The sequence below is a fragment of the Escherichia sp. E13S3 genome (genome assembly GCF_004212325.1).
Classification (GTDB): domain Bacteria; phylum Pseudomonadota; class Gammaproteobacteria; order Enterobacterales; family Enterobacteriaceae; genus Escherichia.
In genome coordinates, this window is record NZ_RHJR01000022.1 from 18,360 (window position 1) to 35,553 (window position 17,194).

General features: G+C 52.3%; 13 protein-coding genes. 5 read left to right on the top strand and 8 right to left on the bottom strand.

Annotated elements, in window-relative coordinates:
• The first annotated feature begins 41 nt into the window (after positions 1-41).
• The 3 genes from sorE (at position 42) to pepE (ending at position 3,071) form a co-directional block, all read left to right on the top strand.
• The gene (sorE, locus tag D9597_RS20755) at positions 42-1,271 is read left to right on the top strand and encodes an L-sorbose 1-phosphate reductase (RefSeq protein WP_130218612.1); all 1,230 of its coding nucleotides are present in this window, start codon (positions 42-44) and stop codon (positions 1,269-1,271) included.
• Positions 1,264-2,076: a shikimate 5-dehydrogenase gene (locus tag D9597_RS20760; RefSeq protein WP_130218614.1), complete on the top strand. Its 813-nt coding sequence runs from the start codon at positions 1,264-1,266 to the stop codon at positions 2,074-2,076. The genes sorE and D9597_RS20760 overlap by 8 nt, the downstream gene beginning before the upstream one ends.
• A 305-nt stretch (positions 2,077-2,381) precedes the next feature.
• Positions 2,382-3,071: a dipeptidase PepE gene (pepE, locus tag D9597_RS20765; protein ID WP_130224377.1), complete on the top strand. Its 690-nt coding sequence runs from the start codon at positions 2,382-2,384 to the stop codon at positions 3,069-3,071.
• Between the two features lie 90 nt (positions 3,072-3,161).
• Here pepE and D9597_RS20770 read toward each other — a convergent pair whose 3' ends face one another.
• From D9597_RS20770 to metH, 4 genes are all read right to left on the bottom strand, one after another.
• Entirely contained in the window at positions 3,162-4,793 is a 1,632-nt protein-coding gene (locus tag D9597_RS20770) for a Na/Pi cotransporter family protein (RefSeq protein ID WP_130224379.1), read from the bottom strand.
• Positions 4,794-4,963: 170 nt separating this feature from the next.
• A complete protein-coding gene (locus D9597_RS20775) occupies positions 4,964-5,413 on the bottom strand; it encodes a hypothetical protein (protein ID WP_130224381.1) in 450 nt (149 codons plus the stop codon).
• 41 nt (positions 5,414-5,454) lie between these two features.
• Positions 5,455-5,775, bottom strand: a complete 321-nt coding sequence (locus D9597_RS20780; protein ID WP_130224383.1) for a hypothetical protein — start codon at positions 5,773-5,775, stop codon at positions 5,455-5,457.
• Between the two features lie 59 nt (positions 5,776-5,834).
• Entirely contained in the window at positions 5,835-9,518 is a 3,684-nt protein-coding gene (metH, locus tag D9597_RS20785) for a methionine synthase (protein WP_130224385.1), read from the bottom strand.
• Positions 9,519-9,717: 199 nt separating this feature from the next.
• On the opposite strand from metH, the gene iclR reads away from it, so the two are divergent.
• Positions 9,718-10,542 carry a glyoxylate bypass operon transcriptional repressor IclR gene (gene iclR, locus D9597_RS20790; protein ID WP_000226399.1) on the top strand — a complete coding sequence of 275 codons (825 nt, stop codon included), beginning with the start codon at positions 9,718-9,720 and terminating at the stop codon, positions 10,540-10,542.
• A 16-nt stretch (positions 10,543-10,558) separates the two neighbouring features.
• On the opposite strand, the gene aceK is transcribed toward iclR, so the two are convergent.
• From aceK to metA, 4 genes are all read right to left on the bottom strand, one after another.
• Positions 10,559-12,283 carry a bifunctional isocitrate dehydrogenase kinase/phosphatase gene (gene aceK / locus D9597_RS20795; protein ID WP_130224387.1) on the bottom strand — a complete coding sequence of 575 codons (1,725 nt, stop codon included), beginning with the start codon at positions 12,281-12,283 and terminating at the stop codon, positions 10,559-10,561.
• An 85-nt stretch (positions 12,284-12,368) separates the two neighbouring features.
• Complete coding sequence (gene aceA / locus D9597_RS20800; protein ID WP_000857849.1) at positions 12,369-13,673, bottom strand: isocitrate lyase; 1,305 nt, start codon at positions 13,671-13,673, stop codon at positions 12,369-12,371.
• 29 nt (positions 13,674-13,702) lie between these two features.
• On the bottom strand, positions 13,703-15,304 hold the full coding sequence (aceB, locus tag D9597_RS20805) for a malate synthase A (RefSeq protein WP_130224389.1): 1,602 nt from the start codon (positions 15,302-15,304) through the stop codon (positions 13,703-13,705).
• A gap of 268 nt (positions 15,305-15,572) precedes the next feature.
• Positions 15,573-16,502, bottom strand: coding sequence for a homoserine O-succinyltransferase (metA, locus tag D9597_RS20810; protein ID WP_130205743.1), 930 nt, complete (start codon positions 16,500-16,502; stop codon positions 15,573-15,575).
• A gap of 156 nt (positions 16,503-16,658) precedes the next feature.
• Between metA and D9597_RS20815 the strand changes: the two genes are divergently transcribed.
• A complete protein-coding gene (locus D9597_RS20815) occupies positions 16,659-17,102 on the top strand; it encodes an acetyltransferase (RefSeq protein ID WP_130224391.1) in 444 nt (147 codons plus the stop codon).
• The last annotated feature ends 92 nt before the right edge of the window (positions 17,103-17,194 follow it).

Genomic DNA, 17,194 nt, shown 5'->3' on the forward strand with positions numbered 1-17,194 from the left:
CGGCGCAACCGTCGGGGCCATCGTTCAACATGAGGTGGTTTATGAAAACAACAGCTCTGCGTCTTTATGGTAAACGTGATTTACGCCTGGAAACCTTTGATCTTCCTGAAATGCAGGAGGATGAAATCCTCGCGACGGTGGTCACCGACAGCCTGTGCCTCTCTTCCTGGAAAGAGGCCAATCTGGGTGAAAACCATAAAAAAGTACCCGACGATGTGGCGACCAACCCAATCATCATCGGCCACGAATTTTGCGGCGATATTCTGGCCGTGGGTAAAAAGTGGCAGCACAAATTTCAGCCGGGCCAGCGCTATGTGATTCAGGCCAACCTGCAACTGCCGGAAAGCCCGGACTGCCCCGGTTACTCTTTCCCGTGGGTGGGTGGTGAAGCCACACATGTGGTTATCCCAAATGAGGTTATGGAACAGGATTGCCTGCTGGCATACGACGGCGAAACCTACTTTGAAGGCTCGCTGGTTGAACCGCTTTCCTGCGTGATTGGCGCGTTCAACGCCAACTATCATCTTCAGGAAGGTAGTTATAACCACACGATGGGGATTCGCCCGCAAGGACGCACACTGATCCTCGGCGGCACCGGACCAATGGGACTGTTAGCGATTGATTATGCGCTGCATGGGCCAGTTAACCCGTCGCTGCTCGTCATTACCGATACCGACAACGACAAATTGAGTTATGCGCGCAAGCACTATCCATCAGAACCGCAAACACTGATTCATTATCTCAATGCCGCCGATGCAGCATTTGATACGTTAATGGCACTGAGTGGCGGTCACGGCTTCGATGATATTTTCGTCTTTGTGCCTAATGAAGGACTGGTGACTCTCGCCTCTTCCTTGCTGGCGACAGATGGTTGTCTGAATTTCTTCGCCGGACCGCAGGATAAGCACTTCAGCGCGCCAATTAATTTCTACGATGTGCATTATGCCTTTACTCATTACGTTGGCACGTCGGGCGGCAATACCGATGACATGCGCGCGGCGGTCAAACTGATCGAAGAGAAAAAAGTGCAGGCCGCAAAAGTGGTAACACATATTCTTGGGCTGAATGCTGCGGGCGAAACCACGCTTGAATTACCTGCCGTCGGCGGCGGCAAAAAACTGGTGTATACCGGGAAAGACCTGCCGCTAACGTCACTCACGCAGATTCAGGATCAAGCACTGGCGGCGATTCTGGCGCGTCATCAGGGGATCTGGTCCGGTGAGGCGGAGCAATATCTGCTCACTCATGCAGAGGCAATTAGCCATGATTAATCGCGATACTCAACTGTGCATGTCGCTGGCCGGTCGCCCCGGCAACTTCGGCACGCGTTTTCACAATTATCTGTATGAAAAGCTGGGGCTGAATTTCATCTACAAAGCGTTCACCACCCAGGATATTGAGGCGGCGGTGAAAGGCGTTCGCGCATTAGGTATTCGCGGCTGTGCCGTGTCGATGCCGTTTAAAGAAAGCTGTATGCCCTTTCTCGATGCGATCGATCCGTCAGCGAAAGTCATTGATTCAGTGAATACCATCGTGAATGACGACGGCAGGCTGACCGGGTTTAACACCGACTACATCGCGGTGAAAAACCTGATTATTCACCACCAGCTCAATAGCGCCGCACGCGTGATGATTCGCGGCAGTGGCGGCATGGGTAAAGCGGTCATTGCCGCCTTTCGCGACGCGGGGTTTACCGATGTCATCATCGCCGCCCGCAACCACGAGAGCGGCCCGGCGCTGGCGAAGCAGTATGGCTTCCAGTGGCAACCGCAGCCAGAAGGAATCGACTGCGACATTCTGGTTAACGTTACCCCTGTCGGCATGAGCGGTGGTAAAGAGAGCCATGAGCTGGCCTTCAGCGAAGCGATGATCTCTACGGCAAGCGTCGTTTTTGACGTCGTGGCATTACCGCCGGAAACGCCGCTCATTTGCCTGGCGCAACGGCTTGATAAGCAGACGATCAGCGGCGCAGAGGTGATTGCTTTACAGGCCGTCGAGCAGTTCGCGATGTATACCGGTGTGCGACCTGATGCGCGGCTGATTACTGAAGCGGCACAATTTGCACGAGAAGGATAAGAAACATCAGCGCCTTAAGGGGCGCTCAGATTGGTGGCAAAGTGCACGTTGTTCATGCCGGATGCGGCGCGAACGCCTTATTCGGCCTACAAAATCGCGAAAATTCAAGACATTGCAATTAGCTTGTAGGCCTGATAAGCGTAGCGCATCAGGCAATGCTGTGTTTGTCATCAGGCTCAGCGCCTTGTTTGCTAACTATCCTCAGAACGCCAGGTTCAATGCGCGACATCGTGAGCCATGTCAGTAAGCGGTTAAAATCACAGTGGTAGCATGCTTCCCGTGATTTCTTACTAACCGGAGAAGTAATGGAACTGCTTTTATTGAGTAACTCGACGCTGCCGGGTAAAGCCTGGCTGGAACATGCGCTGCCGTTGATTGCTGAACAGTTGCAAGGTCGCCGTTCAGCGGTGTTTATTCCTTTCGCTGGCGTAACGCAAACCTGGGATGATTATACGGCCAAAACGGCTGCGGTCCTTGCCCCACTTGGCGTTTCTGTCACCGGTATTCATAGCGTGGCCGATCCTGTTGCCGCGATTGAAAATGCTGAGATCGTGATAGTCGGCGGCGGCAACACTTTCCAGTTGCTGAAAGAATGCCGCGTACGCGGGCTTTTGGCACCCATGGCCGACGTAGTAAAACGTGGCGCGCTGTATATCGGCTGGAGTGCAGGCGCTAACCTTGCTTGCCCAACTATCCGCACCACCAACGATATGCCGATTGTCGATCCGCAAGGTTTCGATGCGCTGAATCTGTTCCCGCTGCAAATCAACCCACACTTCACCAACGCGCTGCCGGAAGGCCATAAAGGGGAAACGCGCGAGCAGCGTATTCGCGAACTGCTGGTCGTCGCGCCAGAACTGACCATTATTGGCCTGCCGGAAGGTAACTGGATCACAGTAAGTAAAGGTCACGCTACGCTGGGCGGCCCGAATACCACTTATGTATTTAAAGCTGGTGAGGAAGCGGTGCCGCTGGAAGCGGGTCACCGTTTTTAAGTGAATTGCCGGATGCATGATCCGGCATCTTGTACATAGTGCCTGATGCGACGCTTGACGCGTCTTATCAGGCCTACAGGATTCACAATATTAATACTCGTCCCGTCCCTCATCTTCATCAAGCTGTTCCAGCACACTGTAAGCCACCGAACAAAACAGCGAGTTCAGACGCTGCATATCGCCCAGTAAGCCTAAATGCAGCGAACTGGTTTCAATGCTTTGCACGTTTTGCTGATGCAGGCGATCGACGTGAGCATGGGAATAACGGCGATTAAGAATGCGAAAGCGATGCTTACTACGGCGCAAACGACGAGCGCTGGTGACATCGCCAGAGAAGAACACCGACATTGCCAGCTTTAAATTACTGAGCAATTGCTCATAGAGTGCATCCAGTTCCTTCAACCCATCAAGCGAAAATGCCCGCCGTGCTGCCAGTGATTTGTCAGCAATTTCGCTGCCCATGCGCTCGACGATATCGGAAGCCTGCTCCAGGTTGAGAGCCATTTCGATAATCTCCGCCCAGCGGCGCGACTCTTCTTCCGCCAGCTCTTCTTTTGGCATCCGCGCCAAATAAAGTTTAATCGCGGTGTAGAGGACGTTGATATCATCCGCCAGCTTGCGCAACTCCTTCTCTTCACGCGGTTCACCGTGCATCACTTTATTCAGCCCTTCCATCATCTGTTCCATCGCGTCACCGATGCGCAGTGTTTCACGGGCGGCATTCGCCAGAGCAAGAGTCGGAGTATCCAGCGCACTAACGTCCAGATGTTTTGGTTTCAGATGGGCATCCAACTCAGGTTCATCGCGAATAATCGTTTTGCAAAATCGCGCCATTGGATCGACAAACGGCAGCATGACCAGGCAACGAACGAGGTTGTAGAAGACGTGGAAATAGATAACCAGTTCCGCTTTTGGCAAAGGCAGTTTATCCATTGATTCAGCCAGAACATGGACAAATGGCAGGATAATCAAGCTCCCCACCAGCTTAAACAACAAGCTACCCATCGCAACACGGCGAGCGGCGGCATTGGCGGCACTGTTGTTGAGCATCGCCAGCAGGCCGGAACCGAGGTTGGCTCCGATTACCAGACAGAGCGCCACCGGGAAGGAGATAATGCCTGCGGCGGTCAAAGTAGCGGTCAGCAGTACAGCTGCAAGGCTGGAGTAACTGATAATGGCGAACATCGCGCCAATCAGCGCATCCAGCAGAATATCGCCAGTCAACGAAGCAAAGATCACCTGAACGCCGTTTGCCTGGGTGATCGGCGTTACGGCCTGCACAATCAACTCCAGCGCCAGCAAAATCAGCCCAAGACCAATACCGACGCGGCCCAGTTGCCCGGCGCGTGACTGTTTGCGTCCGAGGAAAAAAATCACGCCGATAAAAATGAGCAGCGGTGACAACCAGGATAAATCGAAGGTGAGGACCCGCGCCATTAGCGCCGTCCCGACATCAGCCCCCAGCACAATCACCAGCGCGGGCGCGAGAGCAACCAGATCCTGGGCGACAAACGAGGTCACCAGCATGGTGGTGGCATTACTGCTCTGTACCAGTGCGGTAACGCCGATCCCCGCGCAAAAGGCGAGCGGCTTCTTTTCGACGCTCCGGCTAAGGACAGTACGCAGACGCGCGCCGAAGACGCGCATTGCGCCTGTTCGAACAATATGAGTCCCCCAGACCAGCAGGGCGACGGCAGAAAGCAGGTGAAGCAAAGTTAGCACGGAATCAGGTTCTCCTTTTTGTTATGCATTTTCCTGTTAAGATTTTTCTAATCACGTTGTTTTTATCCAGGCATTTCTCTTGTATGTACTTTCAGTATAAGAGATTTATACAAGAAAGCATTTAAAAAGGCATTTATATAAAAATCCACCTGTATCTGTTGCTATTTCTGTCACACTTCCCCCTGTCGTTTACACCAGATAATCGTTGTCACTTTTGTGACCTCTGAGAAGATAAACAACGAAATATTTAAGACCAGATCCTGTGAATGAAAATAATTAAGTAACAACGGTATTACGGAGATTGAACAGCTTACGGTAGCAAAACGCATAAACTCCTGAATCGCCAAAAAAGAGAAACTAAATAATTTTTGTCTTAAAAAACATTGCGCAGAAAAGAATAAAGAGAGCAATAATACTATTTGTAGCGTAACAGTGGCGACTGCATAAGCGTAAAAACCGCCTTCAACACCGATATCCTTAAGTAAAGAAAGTGAATGAACGATATCGGAATAAAAAGGGATACGACCATTACCAACCGAGTTGAACAGATATGTGGCTATCGCGATAACATCCATGACACCCCAAAAAAGAAGAATGTATTTTTTATATTGACGTTGCATAAAGTAAATCCTTTTTACGAAAGAAATATTACCAGGAATTATTATAATTGCGGGCGTTTTTGGATTAACACTCCACCCGTATTTTTAAAAATCCTGTCAGCCATACCTTCACTAAACAAGACATCGATACGCCCTTTACTTTTATCGTGATACAGAATACTGCATGAGATACACCTTATACCCTCTTTGGATTTACGAAAATCTAACCAATAACGACCATCATAAAATACCCACTCTACACCTGTTTTTATATTAATTATCCAATCATTATAACCTGTTGGTTTTTTTCCTAATAGTTCAGTAACTTCGGACTCTGAACATCCTTCGAAAGCAAAAAAATCTATTTCATCAATTTTTATCATGTTCAATAATCCATTATTTATGACATTAAAAACCGGGGCAAATACCCCGGTGTTATCACTTACTCGGCATCATACCCCAGATTCGGCGCCAGCCAGCGCTCAACTTCGGTAACGCTCATTCCTTTACGACGGGCATAGTCTTCGACCTGATCGCGTTGAATCTGCGCCACGGCATAGTACTTGCTGTCCGGATGGCTGAAGTACCAACCCGAAACCGATGCACCGGGCCACATCGCGAAAGATTCCGTGAGTTTCATGCCAGTGTGTTTTTCCACTTCCAGCAGCTCCCAGATGGTGGCTTTTTCCGTATGTTCCGGGCAGGCCGGATAGCCCGGTGCCGGACGGATGCCCTGGTAGTTTTCGCGGATCAGCTCTTCGTTGCTGAGGTTCTCGTTCGGCGCATAGCCCCAGTAAACTTTACGCACGCGCTCATGGAGATATTCCGCAAAGGCTTCGGCTAAACGGTCAGCAAGGGCCTTCACCATGATTTTGTTGTAATCATCGTGCTGCGCTTCGAACGCATCAGCCAGCGCGTCTTCTTCCAACCCACCAGTCACGGCAAATGCGCCGATGTAATCTGCTTTACCAGAAAGCTTCGGCGCAACGAAATCAGCGAGACAGTAGTTAGCGAAGCCCGTTTTTTCGGTCTGTTGACGCAGATGGTGGCTGACGTTGATCACATGTGTACGCGTTTCGTCTCGGTAGATTTCAATGTCATCGCCCACACGGTTTGCCGGGAACAGGCCCACCACGCCACGCGGATTCAGCGTTTTCTCGGCGCTTAATTTATCCAGCATGTCGTTGGCGTCTTTAAACAGCCGCAGCGCCTCTTCGCCTACCACTTCATCTTCCAGAATGCGCGGATACTTCCCGGCCAGCGACCAGGTCATAAAGAACGGCGTCCAGTCGATGTAATTACGCAGCGTTTCGATGCTGGCTTCAACTTCCTGCACACCGAGACGGTGCGCCACCGGCGGCGTGTAAGTCTGCCAGTCAAAAGCGAAATCGTTATCGCGCGCCGCTTCCAGCGTGACCGGCGGTGTGCGCGGTTTCTTGCGCCCGTGTTGAATACGCACGGTTTCGTACTCCTTGCGGGTACGAGCAACGAAGTCATCACGCTGAGTGTCAGAAAGCAGCGCCGCCACCACACCAACGGTGCGCGAGGCGTTCTGAACATACACCGTCGGGCCGCTGTAGTTTTGCTCGATTTTCACCGCCGTGTGCGCTTTTGAGGTGGTCGCACCACCAATCAATAGCGGAATGGTGAAGCCCTGACGCTCCATCTCTTTCGCCACGTTGACCATTTCGTCAAGCGACGGCGTGATCAATCCTGAAAGGCCAATCAGATCGGCATTCACTTCTTTGGCGGTGCGGAGGATTTTTTCCGCAGGCACCATCACGCCGAGATCGACGATTTCGTAGTTGTTACATTGCAGCACCACGCCAACGATATTTTTACCGATATCGTGGACGTCGCCCTTCACGGTGGCGATCACCATCTTGCCGTTGGTTTTGCCCTGCTCTTTGCTGGCTTCGATAAACGGTTCGAGATAGGCCACCGCCTGTTTCATGACGCGCGCCGATTTCACCACCTGCGGCAGGAACATTTTCCCTTCGCCGAACAGATCGCCGACCACGTTCATGCCGTCCATCAGCGGGCCTTCAATCACCTGAATGGGGCGCTCCGCCTGCTGGCGCGCTTCTTCGGTGTCCTGTTCAATAAATTCGGTAATACCTTTGACCAGCGAGTATTCCAGACGTTTATTCACTTCCCACGAGCGCCACTCTGCCTGCTGGGCATTAGCGGTATCGTCGGTTTTGCTGCCGCGATATTTCTCGGCAAGTTCCAGTAAACGCTCGGTGCCATCGTCGCGACGATTGAGGATCACATCTTCCACCGCGTCGCGCAGTTCGGCGGGCAGGTCGTCGTAAATCGCCAGTTGCCCGGCGTTGACGATCCCCATATCCATACCGTTGCGGATAGCGTAGTAGAGGAACACCGCGTGAATGGCTTCGCGCACCGGATCGTTACCACGGAACGAGAACGACACGTTAGATACGCCGCCGGAAATCAGCGCGTGCGGCAGTTCGCGTTTGATGTCTTCACACGCGCCGATAAAGTCCTGCGCGTAGTTGTTGTGCTCTTCAATGCCAGTTGCGACCGCGAAAATGTTCGGGTCAAAGATGATATCTTCCGGCGGGAAGCCGACTTCCTCGGTGAGGATTTTGTACGCCCGACGGCAAATCTCGATTTTCCGTGCGCGGGTATCGGCCTGACCCTGTTCGTCAAAGGCCATTACCACCACCGCTGCACCGTAACGACGCAACAGTTTCGCATGATGGATAAAGGCGTCGACGCCCTCTTTCATTGAGATAGAGTTAACAATGCCTTTGCCCTGAATACACTTCAGCCCCTTTTCGATGACCTCCCATTTTGAGGAGTCGATCATAATCGGCACGCGGGCGATATCCGGTTCACCGGCAATCAGGCTGAGGAAACGCACCATCGCCGCTTCGGCGTCGAGCATCCCTTCATCCATGTTGATATCGATAATCTGCGCGCCGTTTTCCACCTGCTGGCGCGCCACATCCAGCGCCTCGCTGTATTTATCTTCTTTAATCAGGCGTTTGAATTTGGCAGAACCGGTGACGTTAGTCCGCTCACCGACGTTAACAAACAGGCTGTCATCGCCAATGTTCAGCGGCTCCAGACCGGACAAACGGCAGGCTACGGGAATCTCCGGCAGTTTGCGCGGCGCTAATCCTTCTACTGCGCGACTCATCGCCGCAATATGCCGTGGCGTGGTACCGCAGCAACCGCCGACGATATTGAGGAATCCCGCTTCCGCCCATTCGCGGATGTGCTTCGCCATCGTGTCGGCGTCGAGATCGTATTCACCAAAGGCGTTGGGCAGTCCGGCGTTCGGGTGGGCGGTGACGTAGCATTCTGCAATCCGAGACAGCTCCTGCACGTACTGGCGCAGTTCATCGGGTCCCAGCGCACAGTTCAGGCCAAAGGTCAGCGCTTCGGCGTGGCGCAATGAGTTGTAAAATGCTTCGGTGGTCTGCCCGGAGAGTGTGCGCCCGGAGGCGTCGGTGATGGTGCCGGAGATCATAATCGGCAGTTCAACGCCCAGCGCTTCGAACTCCGTTTTCACCGCAAAAATCGCCGCTTTGGCGTTAAGGGTGTCGAAAACGGTTTCAATCAGGATCAGATCTGCGCCACCTTCCACCAGCGCTTTGGTGGATTCGCGATAAGCCGCCACCAGCTGGTCAAAAGTGATGTTGCGGAATGCCGGATCGTTTACGTCCGGCGATATAGACGCCGTGCGGTTGGTTGGGCCGAGAACACCAGCAACGTAGCGCGGTTTCTCCGGCGTGCGCGCGGTCCACTCATCAGCACAAGCACGCGCCAGTTTCGCCGCCGCAAAGTTGATTTCCGCCGACAGGGATTCCATCTGGTAATCCGCCATCGCAATAGTCGTGGAGTTGAAGGTGTTGGTTTCGATGATATCTGCGCCCGCTTCAAAGTAAGCGTTGTGGATGGCGGAGATCACTTCCGGTTTGCTGAGAACCAGCAGGTCGTTGTTACCTTTAAGATCGCAAGGCCAGTCGGCAAAACGTTCACCGCGAAAATCTGCCTCGTTCAGTCGATAACTCTGGATCATGGTGCCCATACCGCCGTCCAGCACCAGAATACGTTCATTTAACTGCGCACGCAGTTGTTCAACTTTGCTGCTCACACTCGCTCCCGACACGCTCAACCCAGACTGTAAAAAAATTCAACAGACCATACTGGCATAAACGCATCAGTGGTAAAAGCGACCACCACGCAACATGAGATTTGTTCAACTTTAACTCATCGGATCAGTGTGGCAACTATTGCATTACACCGCAATAAAAATGAAAATGATTTCCACGATACAGAAAAAGGAGACTGTCATGGTCGCACCCATTCCCGCAAAACGCGGCAGAAAACCCGCCGTTGCCACCGCACCCGCGACTGGACAGGTTCAGTCTTTAACGCGTGGGCTGAAATTACTGGAGTGGATTGCCGAATCCAATGGCAGTGTGGCGCTAACGGAACTGGCTCAGCAAGCCGGATTACCCAACTCCACTACTCACCGCCTGCTAACCACGATGCAACAGCAGGGTTTCGTACGTCAGGTCGGTGAACTGGGTCACTGGGCGATCGGTGCACATGCTTTTATGGTCGGCAGCAGCTTTCTCCAGAGCCGTAATTTGTTAGCCATTGTCCATCCTATTCTGCGCAATCTGATGGAAGAGTCTGGCGAAACAGTAAATATGGCGGTGCTGGATCATAGCGATCACGAAGCGATTATTATCGACCAGGTACAGTGTACGCATCTGATGCGTATGTCAGCCCCTATCGGCGGTAAGTTACCGATGCATGCCTCTGGTGCGGGTAAAGCCTTTTTAGCCCAACTAAGCGAAGAGCAGGTGACGAAACTGCTGCATCGCAAAGGGTTACATGCCTATACCCACGCGACGCTGGTGTCTCCTGTGCATCTAAAAGAGGACCTCGCCCAAACGCGTAAACGTGGCTATTCATTTGACGATGAAGAACATGCGTTGGGGCTTCGTTGCCTTGCAGCGTGTATTTTCGATGAGCACCGCGAACCATTTGCCGCAATTTCGATTTCCGGGCCGATTTCACGTATTACCGATGACCGCGTGACCGAGTTTGGCGCGATGGTGATTAAAGCGGCGAAGGAAGTCACGCTGGCGTACGGCGGAATGCGCTGACTTTTTCGCCTCTGATTTATGCAAACCGCACGCTAAACCGCTGCCTGCGCCGATACGCATAAACATCTTCCACATGTCCTTCACGAATGCGGTTTTGTAGCGCGCGCCAGTAATCGGCGCGGAACAGGTCGGCGTGCATCTCTTCAAACAGAGGACCAATACGCGGGTCGGCACATAGCCAGTGGCGAAACTCTTCCGGGAAAACATCGCCCGGCGAAACGCTGTACCACGGCTCACTAGCAAGTTCGTCTTCCGGGTAGCGCGGCAGTGGGATGTCGCGGAAATTCACTTCCGTCATGTAGCAAATTTCATCGTAATCATAAAACACCACACGCCCGTGACGGGTGACACCGAAGTTTTTAAACAGCATGTCGCCAGGGAAAATATTGGCGGCGGCAAGCTGGCGAATGGCATTACCGTACTCTTCAATGGCGTCGCGCAGCTGCTGACCTTCCACTTGTTCCAGCCAGATATTGAGCGGCACCATTCGCCGTTCGATGTAGAGATGGCGAATCACAATCTGTTCGCCGAGATCGGTGATTTTTTCCGCTGCTTCCTGGAGCAGTAATTCCATTAATGCCGGTGCGATTTGCCGCTTCTCCAGCACAAAGTTTTCAAACTCCTGGGTATCCGCCATTCGGCCCACGCGATCGTGCTCTTTCACCAGTTGATAGCAGGCACGAACGTGAGCGGCAGACATCTCTTTCTGCGGCGCGAACCTGTCTTTGATGACTTTGAATACCCGATCAAAGCCTGGCAACGTAAACACCAGCATCACCATTCCACGAATGCCCGGCGCTTCAATAAATTGCTCATTACAGCCTTGCAGATAAATCAGATATTCACGGTAACTTTCGGTTTTGGCGTGCTTCTGGCAGCCGATAGCCATATACAATTCAGCGGTGGTTTTACCTGGCAGAATTTCCCGTAGCCACTCGACCAGTGCGGCAGGTAGCGGCGCGTAAACCATAAAATAGGAACGCGCGAAGCCAAAGACGATGCTCGCTTCGGCGGTCGTCGTCAGGCAGGTATCAATAAATAACTCGCCATCGTCCGTCTGGTGGATCGGCAGCAAAAAGGGCAATGTGCCGGAAGGCGTTATTAGTTTGCCTACCAGCCAGGCGGCTTTATTGCGGTAAAACAGTTCGTTCGCCACCTGTAAATGGCTTTCGGCGAGGTTATCAGTCCCCATCGTTTCGGTCAGATGGCGAATGATGTAGTTGATATCACGGCTTTTATTCTGCCAGCGCAGGCGCAGCGGCAGATCGCTGATAACACGCATTAGTAGCGATTCCCAGCCGTGATCGGGATAAAAGTCTTTCGCCAGCGGGCGTGGAATGGTACGAAAACGGCGCTCCGGCTGGGAGCTAAAGATAAAAAGCCGCTCGGGAGTAAGCGAGCGGTGGTCAAATAACCGACAGTACACGGAGTTAAAAAAGCTCTCCGCAATCTCGAAGCGCGGATAATCCGGCAACAGCCGGGTGTAATGCTCTTTGACGCGCAGTAAAAATTCCGCGTCCGTGCTTTGGCCGTTAGTGATACAGCGCAGCTGTTCCACCACCAGACCCACGTGATGATCATAAAGATGGATACGGTTTTTCATCGCCTGCTGGACAGTGTGCCAGTCGGCCTGCTCGAAACGCTGCTGCGCCCCGGAAGTCACTTCGAGGAATCGACCATACTGAGCGTCGAAACCTTGCAAAATGGTTTGTGCAATCAGTAATTCCAGGCCACGCGGCATTTGTTGCCCTCGTCGGGAGCAGAGAATTGCCGGATGCGGCGTAAACGCCTTATCCGGCCTACAGTCAGCAACATTTGTAGGTTGCTTAGAACTGCGATTCTTCGGTGGAGCCGGTCAGCGCGGTAACTGACGACGTGCCGCCTTGAATAATGGTCGTCACTTTATCGAAATAACCTGTACCCACTTCCTGCTGGTGAGAAACGAAGGTGTAGCCATCTTTCGCGGCAGCGAATTCCGGCTGCTGCACTTTCTCAACGTAATGCTTCATGCCCTCGCCCTGCGCATAGGCGTTTGCCAGGTCGAACATGTTGAACCACATGCTGTGGATGCCAGCCAGGGTGATGAACTGGAACTTGTAACCCATATCCGACAGCTGCTGCTGGAAGCTGGCAATAGTTTTGTCGTCGAGGTTTTTCTGCCAGTTGAACGACGGCGAGCAGTTATAAGCCAGCAGTTTGCCCGGATATTTCGCGTGGATGGCTTGTGCAAAGCGACGCGCCAGTTCCAGGTCTGGCGTGGAGGTTTCACACCATACCAGGTCAGCATACGGCGCATACGCCAGGCCGCGGCTGATCGCTTGTTCAATACCTGCATGAGTACGGAAGAAACCTTCGTTGGTGCGCTCGCCGGTAATAAATTCGCTATCATACGGGTCGCAATCGGAGGTGATCAGATCCGCCGCATCGGCATCGGTACGAGCAACCAGCAGGGTTGGAACGCCCGTCACGTCGGCAGCCAGACGCGCAGCGACCAGTTTCTGAATAGCTTCCTGAGTTGGCACCAAAACTTTGCCGCCCATGTGACCGCATTTCTTCACTGACGCCAGCTGATCTTCGAAGTGAACTGCCGCTGCACCGGCTTCAATCATCGCTTTCATCAGTTCAAAGGCATTCAGGACACCGCCAAAACCGGCTTCCGCGTCGGCAACGATCGGCAGGAAGTAATCGACATAGCGCGGATCGCCCGGCTCAATGCCCGCGGACCATTGGATCTGATCGGCACGACGGAAGGTGTTGTTGATCCGCTCCACCACAGCTGGCACCGAGTTTGCCGGATAGAGCGACTGATCCGGATACATGCTGGCCGCCAGGTTAGCGTCCGCCGCTACCTGCCAGCCAGACAGGTAGACCGCTTCAATGCCCGCTTTCGCCTGTTGCAGCGCCTGACCGCCAGTCAGTGCACCGAGGCTGTTGATGTAGCCTTTTTTCGACTCACCGTGCAGCAGACGCCACATTTTCGCCGCGCCCAGTTGCGCCAGCGTGCATTCCGGATTGACTGAACCACGTAATTTCACCACATCTTCCGCGCTGTACGGGCGAGTAATGCCTTCCCAACGCGGTTGAGTCCACTCTTTCTGTAATTCTTCAATTTGTTGTGTACGGGTTTTCATGTGCAGATGCTCCATAGTTATGTGGTGGTTTACGCTAACAGGCGGTAGCCTGGCAGGGTCAGGAAATCAATTAACTCATCAGAAGTGGTGATCTGTTCCATCAGGCGTGCGGCATCGTCAAAACGCCCCTGGGAGAAACGTTCTTCGCCCAGTTCGCTGGCAATGACTTTCATCTCTTCGCCCAGCATCTGGCGGAACAAGGCTTTGGTCACCGGTTTGCCATTGCTCAACGTTTTTTGATGATGGATCCACTGCCAGATCGAGGTACGGGAAATTTCAGCCGTCGCCGCATCTTCCATCAGGCCATAAATCGGCACGCAGCCGTTGCCGGAGATCCACGCTTCGATGTACTGCACAGCCACACGAATGTTGGCGCGCATACCGTCTTCGGTGCGTTCACCGTCACAAGGTGCCAGCAGTTGATCGGCAGTAATCGGCGCGTCTTGTTCGCGCATCACTTCAAGCTGATTTTTACGGGAGCCGAGAATGTCGTTGAATACCGCCATTGCCGTATCCGCAAGGCCTGGGTGAGCGATCCATGTGCCATCGTGACCGTTATTGGCTTCCAGCGATTTATCCGCTTTTACTTTATTGAGCACCTGGTTATTGCGCTCTTCATCTTTGCTCGGAATAAACGCTGCCATGCCGCCCATCGCAAAAGCACCGCGTTTATGGCAGGTTTTAATCAACAGGCGTGAGTAAGCATTCAGGAAGGGTTTATCCATCGTCACTGCCTGTCTGTCTGGCAGGACGCGATCGGGATAGTTTTTCAACGTTTTGATATAACTGAAGATGTAATCCCAACGACCGCAGTTCAGACCAACAATATGGTCACGCAGTGCGTGAAGGATTTCATCCATCTGGAACACGGCAGGCAGCGTTTCAATCAGCAACGTCGCCTTGATAGTGCCGCGCGGCAGATTAAAGCGATCTTCTGCATAGCTGAAGACTTCGCTCCACCAGGCCGCTTCCTGCCAGGACTGGGTTTTCGGCAGATAGAAATAGGGACCGCTGCCCTTTGCCAACAGTGCCTGATAGTTGTGGAAGAAATAGAGCGCAAAATCAAACAGGCTGCCAGGAATTGCTTCGCCGCGCCAGGTGACATGTTTTTCCGGCAAGTGCAGACCGCGTACCCGGCAAATCAACACCGCGGGATTAGGCTTGAGCTGATAGATTTTGCCTGCTTCATTGGTATAGCTGATGGTGCCGTTAACCGCATCGCACAGGTTAATTTGCCCGTCGATCACTTTGTTCCAGTCCGGGGCCAGTGAATCTTCGAAATCGGCCATAAAGACTTTCACATTGGCGTTGAGCGCGTTGATCACCATCTTGCGCTCTACCGGGCCAGTTATCTCTACCCGACGATCTTCTAAGTCCGCAGGAATCCCGCGAATTTTCCAGTCAGCATCACGAATGGAAGCTGTTTCCGGAATAAAATCAGGCAACGTTCCGTTATCAATATCTTGCTGCTGCTGAATGCGCGCTGCCAGAAGTTTATTGCGTTGTGGCGTAAAATGCGTCACCAGCTCAGTCAGAAATTCTACCGCTTCGGCAGTAAGAATTTGCTTCTCCTGCTCGCCATACGGCCTTGTGAAAGCCAGTTCATCGGTTGTTGTTGCCTGTTCAGTCATCGTGCAGCTCCTCGTCATGGATCCGAAAACTTCCCCACTGTGAACGAAGGATCGTTGTGCGCTTTTCGTTCAGTACAACTAAGACTACTCATTTAAAATGCAAAATCAAAAACAATTTCCATTTTAATTAAAAATACTTGATAACTTATTGATAACAATATGAATAAAATTTATTCACCTGCTGAGGTGCGTTTCGGAAATAAAAAAGGCACCCGAAGGTGCCTGAGGTAAGGTGCTGAATCGCTTAACGATCGACTATCACAGAAGATTAATCCAGCGTAGGATTCATACGGCGTAGATCGTATGGCGTGATCTGGTAGACGTAATAGTTGAGCCAGTTGGTAAACAGCAAATTGCCATGACTGCGCCAGCTCGCACGCGGTTTGTTTTGCGGATCGTTGTGCGGAAAATAATTATACGGTACGTCCGGGTTTAGTCCGGCTTCCACATCGCGGAAATATTCCTGCGCCAGCGTTTGCGCATCATATTCGGGATGGCCCGTCACAAAGGCAATGCGCTTATCTTTGCTGGCAAACAGATATGCATCCCCTTCTTCCGTCTCTGCCAAAATTTCCAGATCGGTATAATCACGAATTAACGCGGCAGGGAAATCGGCATAGCGCGAATGTGGTGCCAGGAATGAATCATCAAAACCACGCGTCAGAAGTGCATGCGGATGGAGAATATGATGCTCGTAAACACCAGAGAGTTTGTCGGTGCGGGTTTGCTTAGGAATGCCGTAGAGGATATTGAGCGCGGCCTGTACCGCCCAGCAGACAAACAGCGTCGAGGTGACGTGATCTTTCGACCACTCCAGCACCTGTTTGATCTGCGGCCAGTAAGCGACATCATTAAACTCCACCAGACCCAGCGGCGCACCGGTGACTATCAGGCCGTCAAAGTTCTGTTCCTGAATATCTTCAAAGTTGCAGTAGAAGTTGTTTAGATGCTCTGCGGGCGTGTTGCGCGATTCACGGGAATCGATGCGCAACAGCTGAATATCGACCTGCAAAGGTGAGTTTGAAAGCAGGCGTAAGAACTGATTTTCAGTTTCGATCTTCTTCGGCATCAGGTTAAGGATAAGCACCTTTAGCGGACGAATTTCCTGACCAGACGCGCGAGAAGTTGTCATCACAAAAACGTTTTCTTCACGCAAGAAATTGACGGCGGGTAGCTCGTCCGGCACACGAATCGGCATAACCTGATTACCTCACTACATACGCTTATACGTTTAGACATCCAGATAGCTAAAGATAACCAGAAAATTTGCCAATGTCGAGCCTGCATGTTGAAGGTGAGAAAGTTTCAAGGAAAAGGCTGCGTTAGAATATAAGAATGACTAAAAGGAGAGAAAATGGTTATTAGTATTCGCCGCTCGCGGCATGAGGAAGGGGAAGAACTCGTTGCGATTTGGTGTCGTTCGGTCGATGCCACCCACGATTTTTTATCAGCGGAGTATCGGGCCGAGCTGGAAGAGCTGGTGCGTTCCTTTCTGCCGGAAGCACCGTTGTGGGTCGCGGTTAATGAGCGGGATCAGTCGGTTGGGTTTATGTTGCTAAGTGGTCAGCATATGGATGCGCTGTTTATCGATCCTGATGTGCGCGGCTGCGGCGTGGGTAGGATGCTGGTGAAACATGCGCTCTCAATGGCACCGGAACTGACAACCAACGTTAATGAACAAAATGCACAGGCGGTAGGGTTCTATAAGAAGATGGGCTTTAAGGTTACCGGGCGTTCTGAGGTGGACGATTTGGGGAAACCGTATCCGTTGCTGAATCTGGCGTATGTGGGGGAATAAGCTGCCCCCCTACCGTGCCTGCGTAGGCTGGATAAGACGCGCCAGCGTCGCATCCGGCCTTTTTTTTGCACCAACGCAAAAAGGCCATCCTG